The following is a 23,086-nucleotide window of genomic DNA, read 5'->3' as shown; positions in this document are numbered from 1 at the left end:
CCGGACGTACTGTGTGGGCAATCCACCAGAACCAAGGAGATATCCCAAGTGGCTGCCGAGCTGTTCTACGACGACGACGCCGACCTCTCCATCATCCAGGGCCGCAAGGTCGCGGTCATCGGATACGGCAGCCAGGGCCACGCCCACGCGCTGTCGCTGCGTGACTCCGGCGTCGACGTGCGCGTCGGCCTGCACGAGGGCTCCAAGTCCAAGGTCAAGGCCGAGGAGGAGGGCCTGCGCGTCGTCTCCGTCGCCCAGGCGGCCGCCGAGGCCGACGTCATCATGATCCTGGTTCCGGACCCGCTCCAGGCCAAGGTCTACGAGGAGTCCATCAAGGACAACCTCAAGGACGGCGACGCCCTCTTCTTCGGCCACGGCCTCAACATCCGCTACGGCTTCATCAAGCCGCCGGCCAATGTCGACGTCGCCCTGGTCGCCCCGAAGGGCCCGGGCCACCTGGTCCGCCGCCAGTACGAAGAGGGCCGCGGCGTCCCGTGCATCGCGGGTGTCGAGCAGGACGCGACGGGCAAGGCGTTCGAGCTCGCGCTGTCCTACGCCAAGGGCATCGGCGGCACCCGCGCCGGCGTCATCAAGACCACCTTCACCGAGGAGACCGAGACCGACCTCTTCGGCGAGCAGGCGGTCCTCTGCGGCGGCGCCTCCGCGCTGGTCAAGGCGGGCTTCGAGACCCTGGTCGAGGCCGGCTACCAGCCCGAGATCGCGTACTTCGAGTGCCTCCACGAGCTCAAGCTGATCGTGGACCTCATGTACGAGGGCGGCCTGGAGAAGATGCGCTGGTCGGTCTCCGAGACCGCCGAGTGGGGCGACTACATCACCGGCCCCCGCATCATCAACGACCAGACCAAGGTCGAGATGAAGAAGGTCCTCGCCGAGATCCAGGACGGCACCTTCGCCAACAACTGGATGGCCGAGTACAACGCCGGCCTCCCGAAGTACAACGAGTACAAGAAGGCCGACCAGGACCACCTGCTGGAGACCACCGGCAAGAAGCTCCGCAAGCTCATGAGCTGGGTCGACGACGAGGCGTGAGCCCCGTAGGGTGCGGGGCGGTCGCAGTGGCCGCCCCGCACCTTGTCCACGGCGTACAGCCACGTGCGGGTGATCCTTCCACCAAGGCACAAGTCGTACTCGGCGGCGCCGATACACTGCAACTACAAAGCGCGTCAGGCTCACAGCGTCGTGCGTCTTCCACGCGGCATGCCATCCCCTCCCTCCCTGGAGCGTCCGCGGGACCGGCCGCCCACGAAGGACAAGTGAGGACCACGTGAGCCAGAAGCCTGTCGTACTCATCGCCGAAGAGCTGTCGCCCGCCACTGTCGACGCACTGGGGCCGGATTTCGACATCCGGCACTGCAACGGCGCCGACCGGGGTGAGTTGCTCTCCGCGATCAAGGATGCCGACGCCATCCTGGTCCGAAGCGCCACCAAGGTGGATGCGGAAGCCATCGCCGCCGCGCCCAAACTGCGAGTCGTCGCCCGTGCGGGCGTCGGCCTGGACAATGTCGACGTATCCGCCGCCACCAAGGCCGGCGTCATGGTCGTCAACGCGCCGACGTCCAACATCGTCACCGCCGCCGAGCTGGCCTGTGGCCTGCTCATCGCCACCGCCCGCAACATCGCGCCGGCCAACTCGGCGCTGAAGAACGGCGAGTGGAAGCGGAACAAGTACACCGGCGTGGAGCTGGCCGAGAAGACCCTCGGCGTCGTCGGCCTCGGCCGCATCGGCGCGCTGGTCGCCCAGCGCATGTCCGCGTTCGGTATGAAGATCGTCGCCTACGACCCCTACATCCAGCCCGCGCGCGCGGCCCAGATGGGTGTCAAGGTCCTCAGCCTGGACGAGCTGCTGGAGGTCTCCGACTTCATCACCGTCCACCTCCCGAAGACCCCCGAGACCCTCGGTCTGATCGGCGACGAGGCCCTGCACAAGGTCAAGCCGTCGGTCCGGATCGTGAACGCCGCGCGCGGCGGGATCGTGGACGAGGAGGCGCTCGCCTCGGCCCTGAAGGAGGGCCGCGTCGCGGGTGCGGGCCTGGACGTGTACGCGAAGGAGCCGTGCACCGACTCCCCGCTCTTCCAGTTCGACAACGTGGTGGCCACCCCGCACCTGGGCGCCTCCACCGACGAGGCGCAGGAGAAGGCCGGCATCGCCGTCGCCAAGTCCGTCCGCCTCGCGCTCGCCGGTGAGCTGGTTCCGGACGCGGTCAACGTCCAGGGCGGCGTCATCGCCGAGGACGTCCGTCCCGGCCTGCCGCTCGCCGAGAAGCTCGGCCGGATCTTCACCGCGCTGGCCGGCGAGGTCGCGGCCCGCCTCGATGTCGAGGTCCGCGGCGAGATCACCCAGCACGACGTGAAGGTGCTCGAACTCTCCGCGCTCAAGGGCGTCTTCGAGGACGTCGTCGCCGAGACGGTCTCCTACGTCAACGCGCCGCTCTTCGCCCAGGAGCGCGGTGTCGAGGTCCGGCTGACCACGTCGAGCGAGTCTCCCGACCACCGCAACATGGTCACGGTGCGCGGCACTCTGACGGACGGCACGGAGGTGTCGGTCTCCGGCACGCTGGCCGGGCCGAAGAACATCCAGAAGATCGTCGCCGTCGGTGACGAGGACGTGGACCTGGTCCTCGCCGACCACATGGCCTTCCTCCGCTACACCGACCGCCCCGGCGTCGTCGGCACGGTCGGCCGCATCCTCGGCGAGGCCGGCGTCAACATCGCGGGCATGCAGGTCGCCCGTGCGACGGTCGGTGGCGAGGCCCTCGTGGCTCTCACCGTCGACTCCTGCATCCCGCCGGCCGCCCTCGCGGAGATCGCCGAGGAGATCGGCGCCACGTCGGCCCGCGCGGTGGACCTCACGGACTGACCTGTCCGGTCGGGAACATGAGTGACGAGTGGCGGCCCGGGGGGAAACCTCCGGGCCGCCACTCGTTTTCGCGTTTCCGGAGCTGTTTCTCCGGTGACGTGTCCCCGATGCCGTTTCTCCGGGGCTGTTTCTAGAGCCGCGCGGCCTTCAACGCCATGTGCAGCAGCAGCCGGTCCTCGCCCTCGTCGAGGTCGAGTCCGGTGAGCTGCTCGATGCGCGACAGACGGTAGTAGAGCGTCTGGCGGTGGATGGCGAGGGCGGCGGCCGTGCGACCGGCCTGGCCCGCGCAGTCGAGGTAGACCTCGGCGGTGCGGGCGAGCTCGCGGTGGGACGGCTCGAGCAGCGGCAGCACGGCGGGGTCGGGGGTCGCGCCGGCGGGGAAAGCCGACAGCATGCGGTACGGGCCGAGGCCCGACCAGTCCGCGATGGGCGCGAGCCGGGGCTGGGCGCGGGCCGCGCGGGCGGCGGCGGTCGCCTGCCGCCACGCCTCGGACAGTCCGTCCAGCCCGCGGGCGGGCTCGCCGATGCCGGCCACCGCGCCGGGCGCGGTCGAGGTCTCCAGCAGCCGGGCGGCGGCGGTGCGGGCGGGGGAGAGGTGCTGGACGGAGCGGAGCCGGACCAGCACGGCCAGCGGGTCGGCGGCCGGGACCGGGCCGGGATGGGGCGGCCCGTGGGCCGGGACCCGGCAGAGCGCCGCGGCGCCCGGGATCGAGCGGATCCCCGGCAGTTCCCCCGAGCCGTCGTCCGCGCCGTCGGCGGCATCGGCCCCGGCCCCGGTTCCGGCGAGGAGGACGGATCCGGAGGCGCTGTCCAGGGCGGGCGGAGCCGTCCAGCCGAGGACGCACACGAGCGCGTGCACCTCGTCCGCGTCCGGGCCGAGCGCCGCGCTCAGCGCGTCCCGCGCCGCATCGCGCCGCTCGCCGGGGCCCGCGGTCAGCGCCGCGCGCAGCTCGCGGCCGACATCGGCGCCCGCCCGGGACTCGGCGGCCAGCCGGTCGCCGATCCGGTCGCAGACCTCCATCGCGGCGACCAGCCGCGGGTCGGGGTCCGGCCCGGCGTCCGAGTCGTCGAGCAGCCAGACATAGCCGTGCACGATGCCGCGATGGCGCACCGGCAGGCAGATCCGGCCCCTGACGACGCCTGCGGCCGGGGCGGCGGGGATGCGTACCGGGCCGGTGGCGCGGGCGATGCCGAACCGTTCGAACCAGGAGCGGACCTCGGCCGTCGAGCGCCGGGTCAGGATCGACCGGGTGCGGACAGGGTCCATCGCGCCGTCGTCGCTGTCGTGCGCGCCGAAGGCGATCAGCCGGAAATCGCGGTCCTCCAGGGTCGCGGGCGCGCCGACGAGCGCGGACACCTCGTCGACCAGTTCCTCGTAGTCACCTCGCACCCCGCCATTGTCTCTTACATCTGTATGAGGGATGCGGCACGGATGCGTGACAGGTGTCGATGGTTCACGGGGTAGGTGAACCCTAGATTTCGCGGTGTCGCTGCCTGTTCATGCTCTGATCCTGAAGGAGCCCCCGTGCTCGGTCCCGTGTTGCTCGCCGCCTCGCGCAGCGACCGCATGCGTCGCATCGTCGCCGCCGCGCCGATCACCCGTCCCGTGGTGAACCGTTTCGTCGCCGGTGACGAACTGCACCCCGCCATGGACAACGTCCGCGAGCTCACCGCGTCCGGCCTGGAGGTCACCCTCGACCACCTGGGCGAGGACGTCACGGACGCGGCCACCGCGAGCGCGACCCGCGACGCGTACCTGGGCCTGCTGCGGGCACTGGAGGCCGAAGGTCTCGGCACCCGCGCCGAGGTCTCCGTGAAGCTGTCCGCCTTCGGGCAGGCGCTGCCGGACGGGGGCCACGACATCGCGCTGGAGAACGTCCGCGAGGTCGCGGAACTGGCCACCGCGATCGGCACCACGGTCACCCTCGACATGGAGGACCACACCACCGTCGACTCGACCCTGGGGATCCTCGCCGAGCTGCGCAAGGAGCACCCGGACACCGGCGCCGTCATCCAGTCGTACCTGTTCCGCACCGAGGACGACGCCAGGAAGCTGGCCGTCGCCGGTTCGCGGGTACGCCTGGTGAAGGGCGCGTACAAGGAGCCCGCGAGCGTCGCATTCCAGACCAAGGCCGAGGTCGACAAGGCGTATGTGCGCGTCCTGAAGATCCTCATGGCCGGCGACGGCTACCCGATGGTCGGCTCGCACGACCCGCGCATGATCGCCATCGCCCAGGAGCTGGCCGCGCGCTACGGCCGCAAGCCCGGCAGCTACGAATTCCAGATGCTCTACGGCATCCGCACCGCGGAGCAGCGCCGCCTCGCGAACGACGGCGAGCGTATGCGCATCTACGTGCCCTACGGAGCAGACTGGTACGGATACTTCATGCGCCGTCTCGCGGAGCGTCCGGCCAACCTCGCCTTCTTCCTCCGTTCCTTCCTCCCCAGCCGCTGAGCGCCCACCCGTCACCCGCCGCCACCCTTCCAAGGAGCGCTGCGCGCGCCCCCCTCAACCGCATAGCGGCCCTCAACCCAAGGAGCGCACCACCATGGACGCTGTGACCCAGGTCCCCACGCCGGTGAACGAGCCGATCCACTCCTACGCCCCGGGAACCCCCGAGCGCGCCCGGCTCGAAGCGAAGCTGAAGGAGCTGGCCGCCAACCCGATCGACCTGCCGATGACCATCGGCGGCGAGCAGCGGATGGGTGGTGGTGAGCGCTTCGACGTCGTGCAGCCGCACAATCACAGCGCCCGCATCGGCACCTACGCCAATGCCACCGCCAAGGACGCGCAGGACGCCGTCGACGCCGCCCTCGCCGCGGCCCCGGCGTGGCGCGCGCTCTCCTTCGACGACCGCGCAGCGATCATCCTGCGCGCCGCCGACCTGCTGTCGGGCCCGTGGCGCGAGACGCTCGCCGCCTCGACCATGCTCGGCCAGTCGAAGACCGCCCAGCAGGCCGAGATCGACACCCCGTGCGAGCTCGTCGACTTCTGGCGCTTCAACGTCTCCTTCGCGCGGCAGATCCTCGCCGAGCAGCCGATCAGCAGCGCGGGCGTGTGGAACCGCAGCGACCACCGGCCGCTGGAGGGCTTCGTCTACGCGATCACGCCGTTCAACTTCACGGCCATCGCGGGCAACCTGCCGACCGCCCCCGCCCTGATGGGCAACACCGTCGTGTGGAAGCCGTCCCCGACGCAGACGCACGCCGCCGTGCTGCTCATGCGCGTGCTGGAGGCCGCCGGCCTGCCCAAGGGCGTCATCAACCTGGTGACCGGTGACGGCATCGCCGTCTCCGAGGTGGCGCTCACCCACCCGGACCTGGCCGGTATCCACTTCACCGGCTCGACCCGGACCTTCCAGCACCTGTGGAAGACGGTCGGCACCAACATCGAGAAGTACAAGACGTACCCGCGCCTCGTCGGTGAGACCGGCGGCAAGGACTTCGTCGTCGCCCACCCCTCCGCCGACCCGGCGATCCTGAAGACCGCGCTGACCCGTGGCTCCTTCGAGTACCAGGGCCAGAAGTGCTCGGCCTCCTCCCGCGCCTACATCCCGCGCTCCATCTGGGAGAACGGCTTCAAGGAGGAGTTCGCGGCCGAGGTCGACGGCATCACCATGGGCGATGTCACCGACCTGTCGAACTTCATCGGCGCCGTGATCGACGAGCGTGCCTTCGCCAAGAACAAGGCCGCCATCGACCGCGCGAAGTCCGACCCGACGATCGAGGTCGTCGCCGGCGGCACCTACGACGACTCGGTCGGCTATTTCGTCCGCCCGACCGTCCTGGTCTCCTCCGACCCGTCGAACGAGATCTTCCGCGACGAGTACTTCGGCCCGATCCTCGGCATCCACGTCTACGACGACGCCGACTTCGACACCATGCTCGCCCAGATGGAGTCCGTCTCGCCGTACGCTCTGACCGGCTCGATCATCGCCCAGGACCGCGCCGCCGCCGTCGACGCGATGGAGAAGCTGCGCTTCGCGGCCGGCAACTTCTACATCAACGACAAGTCGACCGGCGCCGTCGTCGGCCAGCAGCCGTTCGGCGGAGGCCGCGCCTCCGGTACGAACGACAAGGCCGGCGCCGCGTCCAACCTGATGCGCTGGACGTCCACCCGCTCCATCAAGGAGACGCTGGTCCCGCCGACCGACTACCGGTACCCGCACCAGGGCTGATCCGCACCAGGGCTGACCAGCCCCGCAGCGGCCCGACCGCATACCGCCGCCCCCGTACTCCGGTCCCCATCCGGATGCGGGGGCGGCCTGCGTTCGGGTGGTCTCCGTCTCAGATAGTAGGAAGTCCGAGTAACTGTGGAGACATAACGGCCGAGCTGACCTAGCTTTGTAGAAGCCGAACGACTCGCTCCACCAGCGATCGGCGGATGCGAACCAGCGCCTTTCACGCAGGTCACCCCCTGCCGCGCACGTTCCCCGCCCCGTTCTGTGGCGACCACCATCTCCTTGATCTTCCTTTGGAGCTGATCACCATGGACGAGACCGCACGCGACAACGCGATGAAGGCCCTGCAGCGCTCGCTCGACCGCCGGGACAACGGCGGCAGCACCGGCCACGAAGCCCGCTAGCGCGGCGCAGCAGACACACAAGCATTGGTCCTCAAGTGCCGGACGGGATGTTCAGCCCGTCCGGCACTTGAGATGCCGTTCAGCGCGCCCGGCGCGCCACCGTGAAGTGATCGACACGCTCACCGGTCTCCGCCAGCGCGGACACCGTCAGGGTCGCCGTACGGCCGGACGGCGCCGGCTCGACCTCGACCGCGATGAACGAGTAGCCCGTGTAGCGGACCCGCGACCAGGCGACGTCCTCGGTGACCTTGCCGCCGCCCTTGGCCGAGTGCCACGTGGTGACGGAGTCGACGTTGTTCTCGTGACCCTCGTACGAGTCGGGGGCCGGGAAGTTGTAGAGGCTGCGGCCCGCGCCGCCGGCCGTCACGTAGACGACGCCGTCCCGGTCCGGGTGCACCGTGTCGCCGATGGCGACCGGCTTGGAGACCTTGCCGCCGCGGATCGCGTCGGTGCGCTCGTAGACGTGGTTGTGGCCGTTGACGACCAGGTCGACCTGGTGCTTCTCGAAGAGCGGCACCCACTTCTCCTGCACACCGCCGTCCGAGGCGTGCGAGTTGGTGGTCGAGAAGGCGCAGTGGTGGAAGAAGACCACGATGAAGTCGATGCCGCGCTGCCTGCGCAGCTCACCGAGGCGCTTGTCCAGCCATGCGGTCTGCCGGCCGGCGCTGCTGTCGTAGTTGGCCGGGATCTCGTACGAGACATCGTTCGCGTCGAGCGCCACGACAGCGGTGTTGCCGTAGACGAAGGAGTACGCGCCCGGCTGGTTCTTCGGGTCCGGCCCGTTCTCCGGCAGGCTCCAGCGGGCCTCCTGGCCGCCGTAGCCGTTGGGGGAGTACCAGGCCTCCATGTCGTGGTTGCCGGTCGTCACCATCCACGGGACGCGGGCCGCGACCGACTCGGTCTGGGCGAGGAACTGGTCCCAGGTCCGCGCGTCGTAGACGGAGGAGTCGCCGGCTGTGCCGGAACCGGCCGGGTCGGCGTAGCAGATGTCGCCGGCGTGCAGGTGGAACGCCGGGTTCTGCGCCAGGATCAGGCTGTCGTTGGCGAGCGCGTGGTAGCTGACGCCCTGGTCGCCGAAGGCGGTGAAGGTGAACCGCTCACCGCTGCGCGGCGCGGTGGTGAAGGTGCCGATGGTGCCGAACGCCTGGCCGGAGGCCGGGTCGAAACCCTCGTGGCCGACGCCGTAGTAATAGGTGGTGCCGGGGTGCAGCCCGTCCAGCGCGGCGTGCAGGTAGTACTGGTCCACCGGCGGCAGCTTGCTGTTGAGCAGCTGCGGGGTGTGCAGCGCGCGGACCTCGGCGTCGATCTTGTGGCTGAGGGCCCACGGCTTGAGGCCCACCCGGATGAACGGCTTCCGCACGGCGAGCGGGACCTGCCAGGAGACCCGGAACTGGGTCTTGGGGTCCGCGCCGAAGGCGAGGTGGCGCCCGAAGGGGGCGACGAGGGAGCCACTGACGTGGTGCCCGGTCGCGGGCTTGCTCAGCAGCGTGGGCGAGGCGGCGTTCGCGGTGCCGCTCAGCAGCCCGGCCCCCGCCACCGCACCGGCGGCGGCGACGGTGCTGCTGATGACCCGGCGGCGGGTCAGCCGGGTACGCAGGTATTCGTGCTGTTCGGCCATGCTCATCCGGTCGGCGAGCTTGTCCGCAATACCCATCCGTGGTGTGTCCATGCCGCGCAATCTCGCAGTCCCGGTCAACCCGCGGTCGTACTGCGAATGAACGGTGCATGTCGACCCGCCCATATGTCCGTCATGCGGACACCGCGTGTCATTCAATGGGACGCCGAGTAGGGTTTCCCGCATGTCTCGCACCCTCAGCCTCGCAGTGATCCCCGGTGACGGAATCGGCCAGGAGGTCGTGGCCGAAGGCCTCAAGGTCCTTGCCGCCGCCCTCCCTTCGGACGTGAAGCTGGAGACGAAGTCCTTCGATTTCGGCGCCAAGCGCTATCACGCGACAGGTGAGACGCTCACCGAGGACGATCTGGCGCAGCTCAAGGAGCACGACGCGATCCTGCTCGGCGCGATCGGCGACCCGTCCGTGCCGTCCGGAGTGCTGGAGCGGGGCTTCCTGCTGAAGCTCCGCTTCGCCTTCGACCACCACGTCAACCTCCGCCCCAGCAGGCTCTTCCCCGGCGTGGCCACCCCGCTGGCCGGCACCCCGGACATCGACTTCGTCGTGGTCCGCGAAGGCACCGAGGGCCCGTACACCGGCAACGGCGGCTCCATCAGGACCGGCACCCCGCACGAGGTGGCCACCGAGGTCAGCCTGAACACCGCGTTCGGCATCGAGCGCGTGGTGCGGGACGCCTACGCTCGCGCCCAGGCCCGCCCGCGCAAGAAGCTCACGCTGGTCCACAAGAACAACGTGCTGGTCTACGCCGGCCACCTGTGGACGAACATCTTCAACAAGGTCGGCGAGGAGTTCCCCGACGTCACCACGGACTACCTGCACGTGGACGCTGCGACGATCTTCCTCGTCACCGACCCGGCGCGCTTCGACGTGATCGTCACCGACAACCTCTTCGGCGACATCATCACCGACCTCGCCGCCGCCGTCTCCGGTGGCATCGGGATCGCCGCCAGCGGCAACATCAACCCCAGCGGCGATTTCCCGTCGATGTTCGAGCCGGTGCACGGCTCCGCCCCGGACATCGCCGGCCAGAGCAAGGCGGACCCGACCGCGACGATCCTCTCCGTGGCCCTGCTGCTCCAGCACCTGGGCTACGCCGACGAGGCCGCCCGCGTCGAGACGGCCGTGCACGCGGACCTCGCCGAGCGCTCCGCCCCGCGCACCACGGTCGAGGTCGGCGACGCGCTGGCCGCACGAGTAGCCGGCTGACGCACCTGGCCCCTGGGCTTCCAGCCCTGCCGGGTGCGACCATCGACCCCGGGCCGCACATTTATGCCTATGGCCCCATCGCTGCGATAATCAGCGATGGGGCCGCTGTGCGAGGGGAAACTCGGACGTCCAAGCACTGGGACGGCGGGTGCGGTCCGCCATGACCTCACGGTGAAGGACACGCAGACATGACGACGCCCACGATCGAGCTCAAGCCTTCCTCGCACCCGCTGTCCGACGCGGAGCGCGAGGCGATCCTCGCCAACCCCGGGTTCGGCCGCCACTTCACCGACAACATGGTGACGATCCGGTGGACCGAGGGCCGTGGCTGGCACGACGCGCAGCTCGTGCCGTACGCCCCGCTCTCCATCGACCCGGCGAACATGACGCTGCACTACGCGCAGACGATCTTCGAGGGCCTGAAGGCGTACCGCCAGCCCGACGGGACGGTCGCCACCTTCCGCCCCGAGGCCAACGCGAAGCGCTTCCAGGACTCCGCACGCCGCCTGGCCATGCCCGAACTGCCCGTCGAGACGTTCATCGAGGCCGTCGACGCGATCGTCGGCCAGGACAAGGCGTGGGTGCCCAGCGCGGGCGAGCAGTCGCTCTACCTGCGGCCCTTCATGTTCGCCACCGAGGTGGGGCTGGGCGTCAAGCCGGCCAACGAGTACCTCTTCATGGTGATCGCCTCGCCCGCCGGCGCGTACTTCGCCGGTGGCGTGAAGCCGGTCTCCGTCTGGCTCTCCGAGGAGTACGTGCGCGCCGCGCCCGGCGGCACCGGCGCCGCGAAGGCCGGCGGCAACTACGCCGCGTCCCTCATCGCCCAGGCCCAGGCCATCTCGCACGGCTGCGACCAGGTCGTCTGGCTGGACGCGATCGAGCGCTGCTGGATCGAGGAGATGGGGGGCATGAACCTGTACTTCGTGTCCGGCAACAAGATCCTCACCCCCGCCCTGACCGGCTCGCTGCTCCCGGGCATCACCCGTGACTCGCTGCTGCGGATCGCCGCCGACCTGGGCTACGAGGTCAGCGAGGGCCGGATCTCCGTCGAGGAATGGAAGCGCGGCTGCGCCGACGGCTCCATCACCGAGGTCTTCGCGTGCGGCACCGCCGCGGTGATCACCCCGGTCGGCTCCGTCAAGTCCACCCGCGCCGACTGGACCGTCGCCGACGGCAACCCCGGCTCCGTGACGATGAAGCTGCGCGAAGCGCTCCTGTCCATCCAGACAGGCACCGCCCCGGACCCCCACGGCTGGATGCACCCGCTCGGCTAGATCACTGCGTTGTGCCCCCCGGCCCCGCACGGCTGAACCCACCCACGGTTGTGGGCAACGGTTCGCCTGGGCGGAACGGGTGGGCACAACCGACCACCGGCCCGCACCGGCCCATCAGACCTGCTGTACGAGCGCCCGCTCCGTTTCCATCGCCGGAACCGGATGCGGGCGCTTCGCGTTCAGCGCGAGGTAGGCGCAAGCGCTGATGGCCGCGGCCATCAGGAAGCTGAGGTCGATACCGCCGGTGTACCCCAGCAGCGGGCCGCTGTAGAGCGGCGTATCCACGGCCAGGAGGCCGACCACCGCGCCGGAGGCCCAGGCGGCGGTAGCCGGAACGTTCCAGCCGCCCCGGTACCAGTACAGCCCCCCACGCGTCCCCCGGTTGAACACCTGCAGCGCATCGGTGTCGTAGCGGCCGCGAACCCGCACGAACCCCAGCAGCGTCACCACCGCCCAAGGCGTCCCGACCGCGGTCAGCAACAGCACGAACGACGTCATCGCGTCCTGCGCGGCCCACGCGAAGTGCCCCAGGAAGACCAGCGCGGTGGAGAACGCGGCGACGACGTACGTGGCCTGCGTCCGGGACGCGCGCGGCAGGATCGCGTCCAGGTCGAGGCCCATGCTGTAGAGCATCAGTCCGGCGTTGCCGACCGAGCCCGCCGAGGCGTTGGCCAGCAGCAGCGCCAGGTACCAGGCGGGCGCGGCGGCCACCAGCGGGCCGGCGTAGTCGTCGGCCGCACCGACCGCCAGCGCGGTGAAGGTACCGAAGAGCTGCGGCACGAGAAGCCCGACGACCAGGCCCAGACAGGTGGACCAGAAGACCTTGCGCTGGGTGAAGCGCCGCGGCGAGATGTAGCGCGTGTAGTCGCCGAGCAGCGTGATGAAGGCGATGGGCCCGCTGAGCCCCGCGGAGACCGCCGCGAGCAGCCAGGTCGGCCAGAAGCCGCCGAGCAGGTACGTCGAGCCCTCGACGGGTGAGGTGGTGAAGCTGCCCGCGTAGGCGATGAAGCCGATGAGCAGCAGCACGGTCAGGCCGATGGCCAGGGCGCGGCTGAGCCGCAGGAGCAGCCGGTAGCCGAAGACGGCGCCGGTCGCGGTGGCCCCGGCGAGGACCGCGTAGACGACGGCGTAGCTCACCGCGCCCGTCGGCAGGCCGAAGAGCCGGTTGAGGCAGCCGACGACGGCGTCGCCGCCGACCCACAGGGTCAGGGCGGTGTAGCCGAGCGAGAGCAGCAGGCCGATGACCGAGCCGAGCAGCCGCCCGCGCACCCCGAAGTGGGCGCCGCTGCTGGTGGAGAGGTTCGTGGCGCTGCGGAGCGACACGAGGGCGAGCGGCGCGGTCAGCAGCGTGCCGACCAGGGTGCCGATCACCAGGGCGCTCACCGAGGCCCACCAGCCGAGGCCGAAGGAGACCGGCAGCCAGCCGAAGACGATCACTCCGAGGGCGAGATTCGACCCGAGCAGGATGCTGACCAGGTCGCGCGGACCGCTGGTGCGCTCCTCGTCCGGAACGGTGTCGACTCCGCGTTGCTCGATCTGCATGGGCGGTCTCCCTACACGATTCCTGCCATCTTTGAACGGCACTCAATGTCTCTCACGCATGGCCCACGGTCAATACTTCCTGTCGACGGGATGAATTGTTAGAGTGTCGTTCTAACTCTTCATGCCCTTGAAGACCTTCATGACCCTCATGCCGGGAGGCGCGACATGCGACTGACCCCGACCGAGCGGGACCGCCTGCTGCTGTTCGGCGCCGCCGAGCTGGCACGGGCCCGCCGGGCCCGCGGCCTGCGGCTGAACGTGCCGGAGGCGACCGCGCTCATCGCGGACACCGTCTGCGAGGCGGCCAGGGACGGCCGCCGGCTGGCCGAGGCCATCGCCGCCGCGCGGGCCGTCCTCGGGCCCGAGGACGTGCTGCCCGGCGTGGCCGACGTGGTCAGGGAAGTGCACGTCGAGGCGGTCTTCGACGACGGCTCCCGGCTCGCGGTCGTCCCCGACCCGATCGGCGGGGGCTGGCTCGGCGACGACGCGCCCGGCGCCGTACTGACCGGCCCCGCGGTCCCGGACCGGGTTCCGTCCGTGACGGTGACCGTGCACAACACCGCGACCGTGCCGATCAGCGTCACCTCGCACTTCCACTTCTTCGAGGCCAATCCGCGGCTCGACTTCGACCGGTCGGCCGCGTACGGCATGCGGCTCGCCGTCCCGGCGGGCTCGTCGGTGCGCTTCGGCCCGGGGGAGTCGGCGCCGGTGGGCCTGGTGCCGATCGGCGGCGCCCGCGTCGCGATCGGCTTCGCGGGCCTGGTGGACGGCCCGCTGGACGCGCCCGGTGCCCGCGAGGAGGCCCTGCGCAGGGCCGCGGCCTGCGGCTACCTCGGCACCCCGACGACGTTGGAGGACGGCTCATGACCGGCATCGACCCGCGCGAGTACGTGGCGGTGCACGGCCCCCGGGCCGGGGACCGGGTGCGGCTGGGCGACTCCGGGCTCGTCATCCGCGTCGAGTCCGACGCGCAGCAGCCCGGCGACGAGTTCCTGGCCGGCTTCGGCAAGACCGCCCGCGACGGAATGCACCTCAAGGCCGCCGCCGTCCGCGACACCTGCGACGTCGTGATCAGCAACGTCGTGGTGATCGACGCGGTGCTCGGCATCCGCAAGGTGTCCATCGGCATCCGGGAGGGCCGGATCTGCTCGATCGGCCGGGCGGGCAACCCGGACACCCTCGACGGAGTCGATGTCGTCGTCGGCACCGGCACGAGCATCGTCTCCGGCGAGGGCATGATCGCGACGGCCGGCTCCGTGGACACCCACGTCCATCTGCTCTCGCCGCGCATCATGGAGGCCTCGCTCGCCTCCGGCGTCACCACGATCATCGGCCAGGAGTTCGGCCCGGTGTGGGGCGTGGGCGTCAACTCGCCCTGGGCGCTGCGGCACGCGTTCAACTCCTTCGACGCCTGGCCGGTCAACATCGGCTTCCTGGCCCGCGGTTCCTCCTCCGACCCGGCCCCGCTGGTCGAGGCGCTCGCCGAGGGCGGCGCGTCCGGCTTCAAGGTCCACGAGGACATGGGCGCGCACACCCGCGCGCTGGACACCGCGCTGCGCGTCGCCGAGGAGCACGACGTCCAGGTGGCGCTGCACAGCGACGGCCTGAACGAGTGCCTGTCGGTGGAGGACACCCTGTCCGTCCTCGACGGCCGCACCATCCACGCCTTCCACATCGAGGGCTGCGGCGGCGGGCATGTGCCCAACGTCCTGAAGATGGCCGGCGTGCGGAACGTCATCGGCTCGTCCACCAACCCCACGCTGCCCTTCGGGCGGGACGCGGTCGCCGAGCACTACGGCATGATCGTCTCCGTCCACGACCTCAAGACCGACCTGCCCGGCGACGCGGCCATGGCCCGCGACCGGATCCGCGCCGGGACGATGGGCGCCGAGGACGTGCTGCACGACCTCGGCGCGATCGGCATCACCTCCTCGGACGCACAGGGCATGGGGCGCGCGGGCGAGACCGTACGCCGCACCTTCCAGATGGCCGGGAAGATGAAGGCCGAGCTGGGGCCGATGGAGGGCGACGGGCCCGCCGACGACAACGCGCGCGTGCTGCGCTACATCGCCAAGCTCACGATCAACCCCGCCATCGCCCACGGCCTCGCCCACGAGGTCGGCTCCCTGGAGGTCGGCAAGCTCGCCGACATCGTGCTGTGGAAGCCGCAGTACTTCGGCGCCAAGCCGCAGATGGTCCTCAAGTCGGGCTTCCCGGCGTACGGCGTCACCGGCGATCCGAACGCGGCCACCGACGACTGCGAACCCCTGGTCATCGGCCCGCTGTTCGGGGCGCACGGCGCGACCGCGGCCGATCTGTCCGTCGCCTTCGTCGCCCGCGCCGCGGCCGAGTCGGCGAACGACCGGATGCCGACCCGCCGCCGCCGGGTGGCGGTGCGCGGCACCCGCGGTATCGGCCCCGCCGAGCTGCTGTTCAACTCCCGCACCGGGCAGGTCGACGTGAACGGCAGCACCGGCCTGGTCACCCTCGACGGTGACCCGCTGCGCTCCGAACCCGCCGACCAGGTGTCCCTCAGCCGCCTGTACTTCTTGTGACAAGGATCCGCACCATGAACACGACCCCCGCCGCCGACGGCTTCCGGATGCCCCCCGAGTGGGCCCCGCACGCCCGCACCTGGATGGCGCTGCCCTCCCCGAGCACCACCTTCGCGGACGACGAGGACCTCGACGTCTCCCGCCGCGCCTGGGCGGAGGTCGCCCGCACCATCAGCCGCTACGAGCCGGTCACCGTCCTCACCACACCCGGTGACGGCGCCGCGGCCCGCTCGCTGCTCGGCCCCGGCGTCGATGTCGTGGAGCAGCCGCTCAACGACGCGTGGATGCGCGACATGGGCCCGACGTTCCTGGTCCGCGACGGCGAACTGGCCTCCGCGAACTGGGTGTTCAACGGCTGGGGCGCCCAGGAATGGGCGCAGTGGGACCTGGACTCCCAGGTCGGCGCGAAGGTCGCCGAACTGGCCGGCGCGCGCGCCTACGCCTCACAGCTGGTCAACGAGGGCGGCGGCATCCACGTCGACGGCGAGGGCACCGTCCTGCTCACCGAGACCGTCCAGCTCGACCCGGGCCGCAACCCGGGCTGGACCAAGGAGCGGGTCGAGGAGGAGCTGCACGCGTACCTCGGCACGACCAAGGCGATCTGGCTGCCGCGCGGGCTGACCGCGGACTACGGGCTCTTCGGCACCCGCGGCCATGTCGACATCCTGGCCGCGTTCGTCCGGCCCGGCACGGTCGTCGTCCACAGCCAGCAGGACCCCGCGCACCCCGACCACGCGGTGTCGCAGGAGGCGATCAAGCTGCTCGGCAACGCCACCGACGCGCGCGGCCGCGCCCTGGAGGTCGTCGAGCTGCCCGCTCCCACGGCCACCGGGGAGGACGGCGAACTGGTCGACTACTCTTACGTGAACCACTACCTGTGCAACGGCGCCGTCGTGCTGTGCTCCTTCGACGACCCGGCCGACCGGGTCAACGCGGAGATCTTCGGCCGGCTCTTCCCGGAGCGCGAAGTGGTCCCCGTCGACGCCCGCACGATCTTCGCGCACGGCGGCGGCATCCACTGCATCACGCAACAGCAGCCCCAGGTGTGACCCAGGGATACATCGTCGGAGGACGCGGTGACCGGACAGCCCCGCGCCAGGCGGCGGCTCAAGCAGCCCCGTGAACTGGTGATGGCCGCCGCGATGACGGCCATCGCGGAGCGCGGCCTGGCCGAACTCACCCTCGCCGGCCTCGGCCGCGAGGTCGGCATGAGCAGCGGCCACGTCCTCTATTACTTCGGCAGCAAGGACGAGCTGCTCCTGCAGACCCTGGAGTGGAGCGAGGAGCAGCTCGGCGCCCAGCGCCGCGCGCTGCTCTCCCGGCCGCTGCCCGCCCGCGAGCGGCTCGACCTGGTCATCGACCACTACCTCGCCGACGGCCACCGCGATCCGCACTGGGTGCTGTGGTCCGAGGTCTGGACCCGCTCCCAGCTGGGCGAGGAGGGCCTGCAGCGACAGCTCTCGCTGGAGTTGGCCTGGCACCGGGACCTGGTGGCGCTGGTCGCCGAGGGCATCTCCCACGGCGAGTTCCGCACCACCGACCCGGAACGGTTCTCCGTCCGGCTCCGGGCGCTGCTCGACGGCTTCGGCACCCACCTGGTCGTCGGCCTGCCCGGCACCGACCGCGAGGCGGTCCTCGACCACGTGCGGGAGTTCCTCCAGGACGGACTGTTCGCGCCCGAGGTGTGAGGGGCCGCCGGGAGCCGGCTCCGCCGGAGGCGCCCTTGCGGGGGAACGTCCGGTTCCGGCACGGTCGTTGACCATGGGCGCCATGGGACAGCAGCACTGGAAGAAGATCTGGGTCGGTTCGGCCGGCAACATGGTCGAGTGGTTCGACTGGTTCGTGTACTCGACGTTCGCCACGTACTTCGCGGCCTCGTTCTTCCCCAAGGGGGACGAGACCGCCCAGATGCTCAACACGATGGGCATCTTCGCGGTCGGCTTCTTCATGCGGCCGGTGGGCGGCTGGCTGCTCGGCCGGATCGGTGACCGCAAGGGGCGCAAGGCGGCGCTGACGCTCTCGGTCTCGCTGATGTCGGCGAGCGCGGTACTGATCGCGGCGGCGCCGACGTACGCGGTCGCCGGGTACGGCGGCGCGGGCGTCCTGCTGGTGGCGCGGCTGCTGCAGGGGCTGTCGGTCGGCGGTGAGTACGCGGCGAGCGCCACGTATCTGACGGAGGCGTCGGCGCCGGGCCGCCGGGGGTTCGCCTCCAGCTTCCAGTACGTGTCGATGACGGTCGGGCAGATCATCGGGCTGGGGCTGCAGCTGATCCTGCAGCGCACGATGTCGGACGGAGCGCTGCACAGCTGGGGCTGGCGGATCCCGTTCATCGTCGGCGCCGCCGGCGCGGCCATCGTCTTCTACCTGCGGCGCAGCATGCTGGAGACGGACGTGTACGAGGGCGCGTCCGCGGCGGCGGGCGAGGCGGGGGAGGAGCGCGGCACCCTCGGGACGCTGTGGAACCACCGGCGCGAGGCGTTCCTGGTCATGGCGCTCACCATGGGCGGCACGGTCGCGTACTACACGTACACCGTCTACCTCACCAAGTACCTGTCCAGCAGCGCGGGACTGCCCAAGCAGACCGCGACGCTCGTCAGCTTCTGCGCGCTGACGGTCTTCGCCTGCCTGCAGCCGCTCGCGGGAGCGCTGTCGGACCGGATCGGCCGCCGGCCGCTGCTGATCACCTTCGCGGTCGGTTCGACCTTCCTCACCGTCCCGATCATGACGATGCTCCGGCACGTCAGCGGCTTCTGGTCGGCCCTGGGGCTCGCCCTGCTCGCGCTGGTGGTGGTCACCGGCTACACGTCGATCAACGCCTGCGTGAAGGCCGAGCTGTTCCCGACCCACATCCGCGCGCTGGGCGTCGCGCTGCCGTACGCACTCGCCAACGCCCTGTTCGGCGGTACCGCGGAATACGTCGCGCTGTGGTTCAAGAAGGGCGGCATCGAGTCCGGCTACTACTGGTACGTGGCGGGGTGCGCGGCGGTGTCGCTCGTCGTCTATCTGACGATGCGCGAAACGAAGGAGATCGATCTGCACCGGGTGGGGCGGGACGTCCGGGACACCGGGGACGCCCGGGACCAGGGGCAGGCCGATCCCGCACCGCTCGCATCCTGAGACGGGCCGGGGCGCGGAGGCGGGTCTGTGCCAGACTGCCTCCGTGCTCTCCAACGTCATCATTATGGACAGCGCACGCCGGTCCGCAGTGAGCGCCCCGTAGAACAGGTACGGCAGCGACCACCGTGTCCCAGACCCGCGTGCAGACCTCTCGCATCCGCGAGAGGTTTTTTCGTTTCCCGGCCCACCCATGCCGGACGCGAAGCGCGAGGGATCATTGGGGGCAAGTGGAGACGGGTCTTCCGGTAGCCACTCACCCGACAGGAGCCTCACCACCATGACAGCCGCATTGGACGACAGCTTCCACGTCTTCGACACCACGCTGCGCGACGGCGCGCAGCGTGAGGGGATCAACCTCACCGTCGCGGACAAGCTGACGATCGCCCGGCACCTGGACGACTTCGGGGTGGGCTTCATCGAGGGCGGCTGGCCGGGCGCCAACCCCCGCGACACCGAGTTCTTCGCACGCGCCGCCGCCGAGCTGGAGCTGCGGCACGCCACGCTGGTCGCCTTCGGCGCCACCCGCCGTCCGGGCGGCAAGGCCGCCGAGGACATGCAGGTCAAGGCGTTGCTGGACTCCGGTGCACCGGTGATCACGCTGGTCGCCAAGTCGCACGACCGGCATGTCGAGCTGGCGCTGCGCACCACGCTGGAAGAGAACCTGGAGATGGTCCGCGACACCGTCTCCTACCTGCGGGAGCAGGGTCGCCGCGTGTTCGTCGACTGCGAGCACTTCTTCGACGGCTACAAGGCCAACCCGGAGTACGCGAAGCAGGTCGTCAGGACCGCGCACGAGGCCGGCGCCGACGTCGTCGTGCTGTGCGACACCAACGGCGGCATGCTGCCGGCGCAGGTGCAGGCCGTGGTCGGCCTCGTCCTGGCCGACACCAACGCCCGGCTGGGCATCCACGCGCAGGACGACACCGGTTGCGCGGTGGCCAACACGCTCGCCGCCGTCGACGCGGGCGCCACCCACGTGCAGTGCACCGCCAACGGATACGGCGAGCGCGTCGGCAACTCCAACCTCTTCCCGGTGGTCGCCGCGCTGGAGCTGAAGTACGGCAAGAAGGTGCTTCCCGAGGGCGCGCTGGCCGAGATGACCCGGATCTCGCACGCCATCGCCGAGGTCGTCAACCTCGCGCCCTCCACCCACCAGCCCTACGTCGGCGTCTCCGCCTTCGCCCACAAGGCCGGCCTGCACGCCTCCGCGATCAAGGTCGACCCGGACCTCTACCAGCACATCGACCCCGAGCAGGTCGGCAACACCATGCGGATGCTCGTCTCCGACATGGCGGGGCGCGCCTCCATCGAGCTCAAGGGCAAGGAACTCGGTATCGACCTCGGCGACGACCGCGAGCTCGTCGGACGGGTCGTCGCCCGCGTGAAGGAGCGCGAGCTCCAGGGGTACACCTACGAGGCGGCCGACGCCTCCTTCGAGCTGCTGCTGCGCGACGAGATCAACGGCCGCCCCCGCCGCTACTTCCGCGTCGAATCCTGGCGCGCGATCGTCGAGGACCGCCCCGACGGCACCCACGCCAACGAGGCCACGGTGAAGGTGTGGGCCAAGGGCGAGCGCATCGTCGCCACCGCCGAGGGCAACGGCCCGGTCAACGCCCTCGACCGCGCGCTGCGCGTCGCCCTGGAGCGGATCTACCCGCAGCTCGCCGAGCTCCAGCTCGTCGACTACAAGGTCCGCATCCTCGAAGGCCGCCAGGGCACCGACTCCACCACCCGCGTCCTGGTCACCACCAGCGACCGCAAGGGCGAGTGGAACACGGTCGGCGTCGCGGAGAACGTGATCGCGGCGTCATGGCAGGCACTCGACGACGCGTATGCCTACGGGCTGCTGCGGGCGGGTGTCGACCCGCAGGAGTAAGGCGGCGTTACACGGTGAGGTCGGCCCCGGCGGCGAAAGCGACGAAGCGGGTCCAGGCGGCGGGGGAGACCGTCAGGGCCGGGCCGTCGGGGTCCTTGGAGTCACGGATGTGCACGGCCTGGGGGTGGGCGGCGACCTCGACGCAGTCGCCGCCTGCGTCGCTGCTGTGGCTTGACTTGCGCCAGGCGTAGGCGATTTCGATGCAGTCGCCGCCTTGGTCGCTGCTGCGGCTGGATTTGAACCAGGCGAGATCGTCTGAAGGCTGTGGGCTTGCTGCGCGGTTCATGAATCTCCTAGCAGATCGTCCAGCAGACCCATGCTCTCCTCAGGGGTCAGGGCCTGTGAGCGCAGCATCCCATATTTCTGCTGGAGGGTACTGACCTGGTCTGGATCATCATGGAGGAAACTGACCAGTTGCCCTTCAACATAGGCAAGTTGATCGTGCTCGGGTGTCTCCAGTAGCACCATGGGGCCCGCGAGACCTGCGTGCCGCTTTCGGTGCGTTGGCATGATCTGGAGCCCCATGAAGGGGAGTTCGGCGCACTGGCGCAGTTGGCGGATCTGCTCGCGCAGCACGTGGGAGCCGCCGATGGGGCGGTGCAGAATCACCTCCTCCAGGATGTAGTTCATCATCGGCGGCCAGGGTTCGCGTGCGAAAATCTGCTGCCGATCGAGCCGCGCTGAGACCCACTCCTCGACCTCCTCCTCGCTGAGCGGCGGGAAGAGGCAGCCGAACACCGCACGCGCGTAATCCTCGGTCTGGAGTAGTCCGGGAACCACTTGGGTCTCGTAGCTCAGGCGCGTCAGCGCTTTCTGTTCCTGCTCCATGAAGTCCTGCGCGAACAGCGGATACCGCTCCCTCTCCGGGATCTGCGTCACCGCAACCGCCAGCGTCCCCTTCGTCCCCAAGAGCTCGTCCAAGTGCTCCGCCAGGTCCCGCTTGAGCGGCCTGCGACCCTGCTCGATCGAGGCGATCGTCTCCTCGTGCACGCACAGCCGCTCGGCCAGCGAGAACTGGGTGTATCCCGCCCCTCTCCGGAGGTGACCGAGCATGGCGCCGATCACGTGCCACGACGGATTCTTCTTGGGCTTGTTCGCCGGATGCATGAGGTCTCCCATTCCCGTCCGCCGCCGCACACGACCCCCTCCCGAGGCGTACAACCCATCCGTACGCCCTGACACTGTGGTCCAACATAATCACTGACTGTGACAGTCGGGCTATGGACAAGAACAATCAACTGCGCCTTTTCCGCGAGGCGTTCTACCGGCGCGAGCGCCGTTCCGTCCCCGCTGCCAGGCACTTCACCGAGCAGGCGCTGACGGCGTGGGGTGTGGCGGCCCGCCGGGACGAGGTGCTGCTCTGTGTGAGCGAGTTGGCGACCAACGCCCTGCTGCACGGCGTGCCCCCCGGGCGCGGGTTCCGGCTGCACCTCACCCTCGACCACGGCGGCGGCCCGCTGCGGGTCGAGGTGCACGACAGCGGGGGTGGTGACGTGCGGACGCCCGCCCTCTGCCCCCAGGGTGGGGACGAGGGCGGGCGCGGGTTGCTGCTGGTGGCGGGACTTGCCGACGACTGGGGCGTGGGTCGGCGCGATCCCGGCAAGATCGTGTGGTGCGAGTTCGCGCTGCCGCTCCCGTAGATCGGGCCGCCTCGTCTGCCGCCCCGATCGTCCCGCCAACGCGCGGGCGCGCGAGGCCTGTTGTTGGTGCGAACATCTGGCGGACGCGCGTAGAACTCGGGCACACTCGTCACGCACCAAGAGCGGCACCCGCACAACCGCCCCACCGGTTGCACGTATCCCGCAGGAGGACCTCGTATGAGGCTCGGCAGAGTGATGAAGTTCCGCAGAGTTCTGAGCGCGCTCGTTCTCGCGCTCGGCGTCCTGTTCGCCCCGGGGGTCGGCATCGCCGCCTCCCACGATGCCTACGCCGTCACCAAGCTGACGCACGCGCAGGCCACCGCCATGTTCCGTGACGCGGGGATCACCTGGTCCTCGTCCGGTGGCTGCTCCAACCGCAACGTCTCCACCTGTACGTCCTTCGATCAGCTCAACCTGGCCACCGCGCAGGGCGCCGTCACGCTCAAGCACGCGAGCGCCTGCGCGCTGAACATCACCGGTGGCACGGAGACCGGGCACGCGAGCGGCACGTACAGCCACTGGAACGGCTACAAGCTCGACTTCGGCAAGAACACCTGCATCACCAACTACATCCACCGGTTCACGTACATCGGCCTGCGGGGCGACGGCGCTCCGCAGTACAAGTCGGGGTCGGGGAACATCTACGCGGACGAGGGCAGTCACTGGGACGTGCTTTATTACAACTGCGGCGGCTGCTGAACAGAGTTGCCGAGCAGCAATGAACAGACCTAAACAGACCTGAACAGGTCTCACTCGGGTTGGACTTCCGGAAGTGGGTTGTT

At 70.2% G+C, this 23,086-nt stretch carries 19 protein-coding genes; 14 read left to right on the top strand and 5 right to left on the bottom strand.

Annotated elements, in window-relative coordinates; genetic code table 11:
- Positions 1-48 precede the first annotated feature (48 nt).
- The gene (gene ilvC, locus AC07DC_RS29660; RefSeq protein WP_478917556.1) at positions 49-1,050 is read left to right on the top strand and encodes a ketol-acid reductoisomerase; all 1,002 of its coding nucleotides are present in this window, start codon (positions 49-51) and stop codon (positions 1,048-1,050) included.
- Between the two features lie 235 nt (positions 1,051-1,285).
- The gene (gene serA / locus AC07DC_RS29655) at positions 1,286-2,878 is read left to right on the top strand and encodes a phosphoglycerate dehydrogenase (RefSeq protein WP_478917555.1); all 1,593 of its coding nucleotides are present in this window, start codon (positions 1,286-1,288) and stop codon (positions 2,876-2,878) included.
- A gap of 130 nt (positions 2,879-3,008) precedes the next feature.
- Here serA and AC07DC_RS29650 read toward each other — a convergent pair whose 3' ends face one another.
- Positions 3,009-4,268 carry a PucR family transcriptional regulator gene (locus tag AC07DC_RS29650; RefSeq protein WP_478917554.1) on the bottom strand — a complete coding sequence of 420 codons (1,260 nt, stop codon included), beginning with the start codon at positions 4,266-4,268 and terminating at the stop codon, positions 3,009-3,011.
- A gap of 135 nt (positions 4,269-4,403) precedes the next feature.
- Between AC07DC_RS29650 and AC07DC_RS29645 the strand changes: the two genes are divergently transcribed.
- Together AC07DC_RS29645 and pruA are read left to right on the top strand one after the other, a co-directional pair.
- A complete protein-coding gene (locus AC07DC_RS29645) occupies positions 4,404-5,333 on the top strand; it encodes a proline dehydrogenase family protein (RefSeq protein WP_478917553.1) in 930 nt (309 codons plus the stop codon).
- A gap of 94 nt (positions 5,334-5,427) precedes the next feature.
- Complete coding sequence (pruA, locus tag AC07DC_RS29640; RefSeq protein ID WP_478917552.1) at positions 5,428-7,056, top strand: L-glutamate gamma-semialdehyde dehydrogenase; 1,629 nt, start codon at positions 5,428-5,430, stop codon at positions 7,054-7,056.
- 486 nt (positions 7,057-7,542) lie between these two features.
- Here pruA and AC07DC_RS29635 read toward each other — a convergent pair whose 3' ends face one another.
- On the bottom strand, positions 7,543-9,132 hold the full coding sequence (locus AC07DC_RS29635) for a purple acid phosphatase family protein (protein WP_478917551.1): 1,590 nt from the start codon (positions 9,130-9,132) through the stop codon (positions 7,543-7,545).
- A gap of 130 nt (positions 9,133-9,262) precedes the next feature.
- On the opposite strand from AC07DC_RS29635, the gene AC07DC_RS29630 reads away from it, so the two are divergent.
- Together AC07DC_RS29630 and AC07DC_RS29625 are read left to right on the top strand one after the other, a co-directional pair.
- Positions 9,263-10,300, top strand: a complete 1,038-nt coding sequence (locus AC07DC_RS29630) for a 3-isopropylmalate dehydrogenase (protein WP_478917550.1) — start codon at positions 9,263-9,265, stop codon at positions 10,298-10,300.
- A 188-nt stretch (positions 10,301-10,488) separates the two neighbouring features.
- The gene (locus tag AC07DC_RS29625) at positions 10,489-11,574 is read left to right on the top strand and encodes a branched-chain amino acid aminotransferase (protein WP_478917549.1); all 1,086 of its coding nucleotides are present in this window, start codon (positions 10,489-10,491) and stop codon (positions 11,572-11,574) included.
- A 114-nt stretch (positions 11,575-11,688) separates the two neighbouring features.
- Here AC07DC_RS29625 and AC07DC_RS29620 read toward each other — a convergent pair whose 3' ends face one another.
- Positions 11,689-13,116 carry a cytosine permease gene (locus tag AC07DC_RS29620; RefSeq protein ID WP_478917548.1) on the bottom strand — a complete coding sequence of 476 codons (1,428 nt, stop codon included), beginning with the start codon at positions 13,114-13,116 and terminating at the stop codon, positions 11,689-11,691.
- 165 nt (positions 13,117-13,281) lie between these two features.
- Between AC07DC_RS29620 and ureA the strand changes: the two genes are divergently transcribed.
- The 6 genes from ureA to cimA all read left to right on the top strand — a co-directional run bounded on the left by ureA (position 13,282) and on the right by cimA (position 20,664).
- On the top strand, positions 13,282-13,983 hold the full coding sequence (ureA, locus tag AC07DC_RS29615) for an urease subunit gamma (protein WP_478917547.1): 702 nt from the start codon (positions 13,282-13,284) through the stop codon (positions 13,981-13,983).
- Positions 13,980-15,671, top strand: coding sequence for an urease subunit alpha (locus AC07DC_RS29610; RefSeq protein ID WP_478917546.1), 1,692 nt, complete (start codon positions 13,980-13,982; stop codon positions 15,669-15,671). Before ureA ends, AC07DC_RS29610 begins: the two co-directional genes overlap by 4 nt.
- 14 nt (positions 15,672-15,685) lie before the next feature.
- Positions 15,686-16,720: an agmatine deiminase family protein gene (locus AC07DC_RS29605; RefSeq protein WP_478917545.1), complete on the top strand. Its 1,035-nt coding sequence runs from the start codon at positions 15,686-15,688 to the stop codon at positions 16,718-16,720.
- 81 nt (positions 16,721-16,801) lie between these two features.
- Positions 16,802-17,359 carry a TetR/AcrR family transcriptional regulator gene (locus tag AC07DC_RS29600; protein ID WP_478917723.1) on the top strand — a complete coding sequence of 186 codons (558 nt, stop codon included), beginning with the start codon at positions 16,802-16,804 and terminating at the stop codon, positions 17,357-17,359.
- An 82-nt stretch (positions 17,360-17,441) separates the two neighbouring features.
- Positions 17,442-18,788 carry an MFS transporter gene (locus AC07DC_RS29595; RefSeq protein ID WP_478917544.1) on the top strand — a complete coding sequence of 449 codons (1,347 nt, stop codon included), beginning with the start codon at positions 17,442-17,444 and terminating at the stop codon, positions 18,786-18,788.
- 277 nt (positions 18,789-19,065) lie between these two features.
- Entirely contained in the window at positions 19,066-20,664 is a 1,599-nt protein-coding gene (gene cimA, locus AC07DC_RS29590; RefSeq protein WP_478917543.1) for a citramalate synthase, read from the top strand.
- Positions 20,665-20,671: 7 nt separating this feature from the next.
- On the opposite strand, the gene AC07DC_RS29585 is transcribed toward cimA, so the two are convergent.
- On the bottom strand, positions 20,672-20,950 hold the full coding sequence (locus tag AC07DC_RS29585; protein WP_478917542.1) for a DUF397 domain-containing protein: 279 nt from the start codon (positions 20,948-20,950) through the stop codon (positions 20,672-20,674).
- On the bottom strand, positions 20,947-21,771 hold the full coding sequence (locus AC07DC_RS29580) for a helix-turn-helix domain-containing protein (protein WP_478917541.1): 825 nt from the start codon (positions 21,769-21,771) through the stop codon (positions 20,947-20,949). The genes AC07DC_RS29585 and AC07DC_RS29580 overlap by 4 nt, the downstream gene beginning before the upstream one ends.
- Positions 21,772-21,884: 113 nt before the next feature.
- Here AC07DC_RS29580 and AC07DC_RS29575 point away from each other — a divergent pair, with 113 nt between their 5' ends.
- Together AC07DC_RS29575 and AC07DC_RS29570 are read left to right on the top strand one after the other, a co-directional pair.
- Complete coding sequence (locus tag AC07DC_RS29575) at positions 21,885-22,304, top strand: ATP-binding protein (RefSeq protein WP_478917540.1); 420 nt, start codon at positions 21,885-21,887, stop codon at positions 22,302-22,304.
- Between the two features lie 195 nt (positions 22,305-22,499).
- Entirely contained in the window at positions 22,500-23,003 is a 504-nt protein-coding gene (locus AC07DC_RS29570) for a hypothetical protein (RefSeq protein ID WP_478917722.1), read from the top strand.
- Positions 23,004-23,086 lie beyond the last annotated feature (83 nt).

It is taken from the genome of Streptomyces sp. NPDC045021 (assembly GCF_056432645.1).
This window is presented reverse-complemented; position numbering and strand designations above follow the sequence as displayed.

What these genes read in the sequence shown, in the direction of transcription:
- pruA (WP_478917552.1), top strand. Translation starts at nt 5,428, where the DNA reads ATGGACGCTGTGACCCAGGTCCCCACGCCGGTGAACGAGCCGATCCAC.
- AC07DC_RS29635 (WP_478917551.1), bottom strand. Translation starts at nt 9,132, where the DNA reads ATGGACACACCACGGATGGGTATTGCGGACAAGCTCGCCGACCGGATG.
- AC07DC_RS29630 (WP_478917550.1), top strand. Translation starts at nt 9,263, where the DNA reads ATGTCTCGCACCCTCAGCCTCGCAGTGATCCCCGGTGACGGAATCGGC.
- AC07DC_RS29625 (WP_478917549.1), top strand. Translation starts at nt 10,489, where the DNA reads ATGACGACGCCCACGATCGAGCTCAAGCCTTCCTCGCACCCGCTGTCC.
- AC07DC_RS29620 (WP_478917548.1), bottom strand. Translation starts at nt 13,116, where the DNA reads ATGCAGATCGAGCAACGCGGAGTCGACACCGTTCCGGACGAGGAGCGC.
- ureA (WP_478917547.1), top strand. Translation starts at nt 13,282, where the DNA reads ATGCGACTGACCCCGACCGAGCGGGACCGCCTGCTGCTGTTCGGCGCC.
- AC07DC_RS29610 (WP_478917546.1), top strand. Translation starts at nt 13,980, where the DNA reads ATGACCGGCATCGACCCGCGCGAGTACGTGGCGGTGCACGGCCCCCGG.
- AC07DC_RS29605 (WP_478917545.1), top strand. Translation starts at nt 15,686, where the DNA reads ATGAACACGACCCCCGCCGCCGACGGCTTCCGGATGCCCCCCGAGTGG.
- AC07DC_RS29600 (WP_478917723.1), top strand. Translation starts at nt 16,802, where the DNA reads ATGGCCGCCGCGATGACGGCCATCGCGGAGCGCGGCCTGGCCGAACTC.
- AC07DC_RS29595 (WP_478917544.1), top strand. Translation starts at nt 17,442, where the DNA reads ATGGGACAGCAGCACTGGAAGAAGATCTGGGTCGGTTCGGCCGGCAAC.
- cimA (WP_478917543.1), top strand. Translation starts at nt 19,066, where the DNA reads ATGACAGCCGCATTGGACGACAGCTTCCACGTCTTCGACACCACGCTG.
- AC07DC_RS29585 (WP_478917542.1), bottom strand. Translation starts at nt 20,950, where the DNA reads ATGAACCGCGCAGCAAGCCCACAGCCTTCAGACGATCTCGCCTGGTTC.
- AC07DC_RS29580 (WP_478917541.1), bottom strand. Translation starts at nt 21,771, where the DNA reads ATGCATCCGGCGAACAAGCCCAAGAAGAATCCGTCGTGGCACGTGATC.
- AC07DC_RS29575 (WP_478917540.1), top strand. Translation starts at nt 21,885, where the DNA reads ATGGACAAGAACAATCAACTGCGCCTTTTCCGCGAGGCGTTCTACCGG.
- AC07DC_RS29570 (WP_478917722.1), top strand. Translation starts at nt 22,500, where the DNA reads ATGAAGTTCCGCAGAGTTCTGAGCGCGCTCGTTCTCGCGCTCGGCGTC.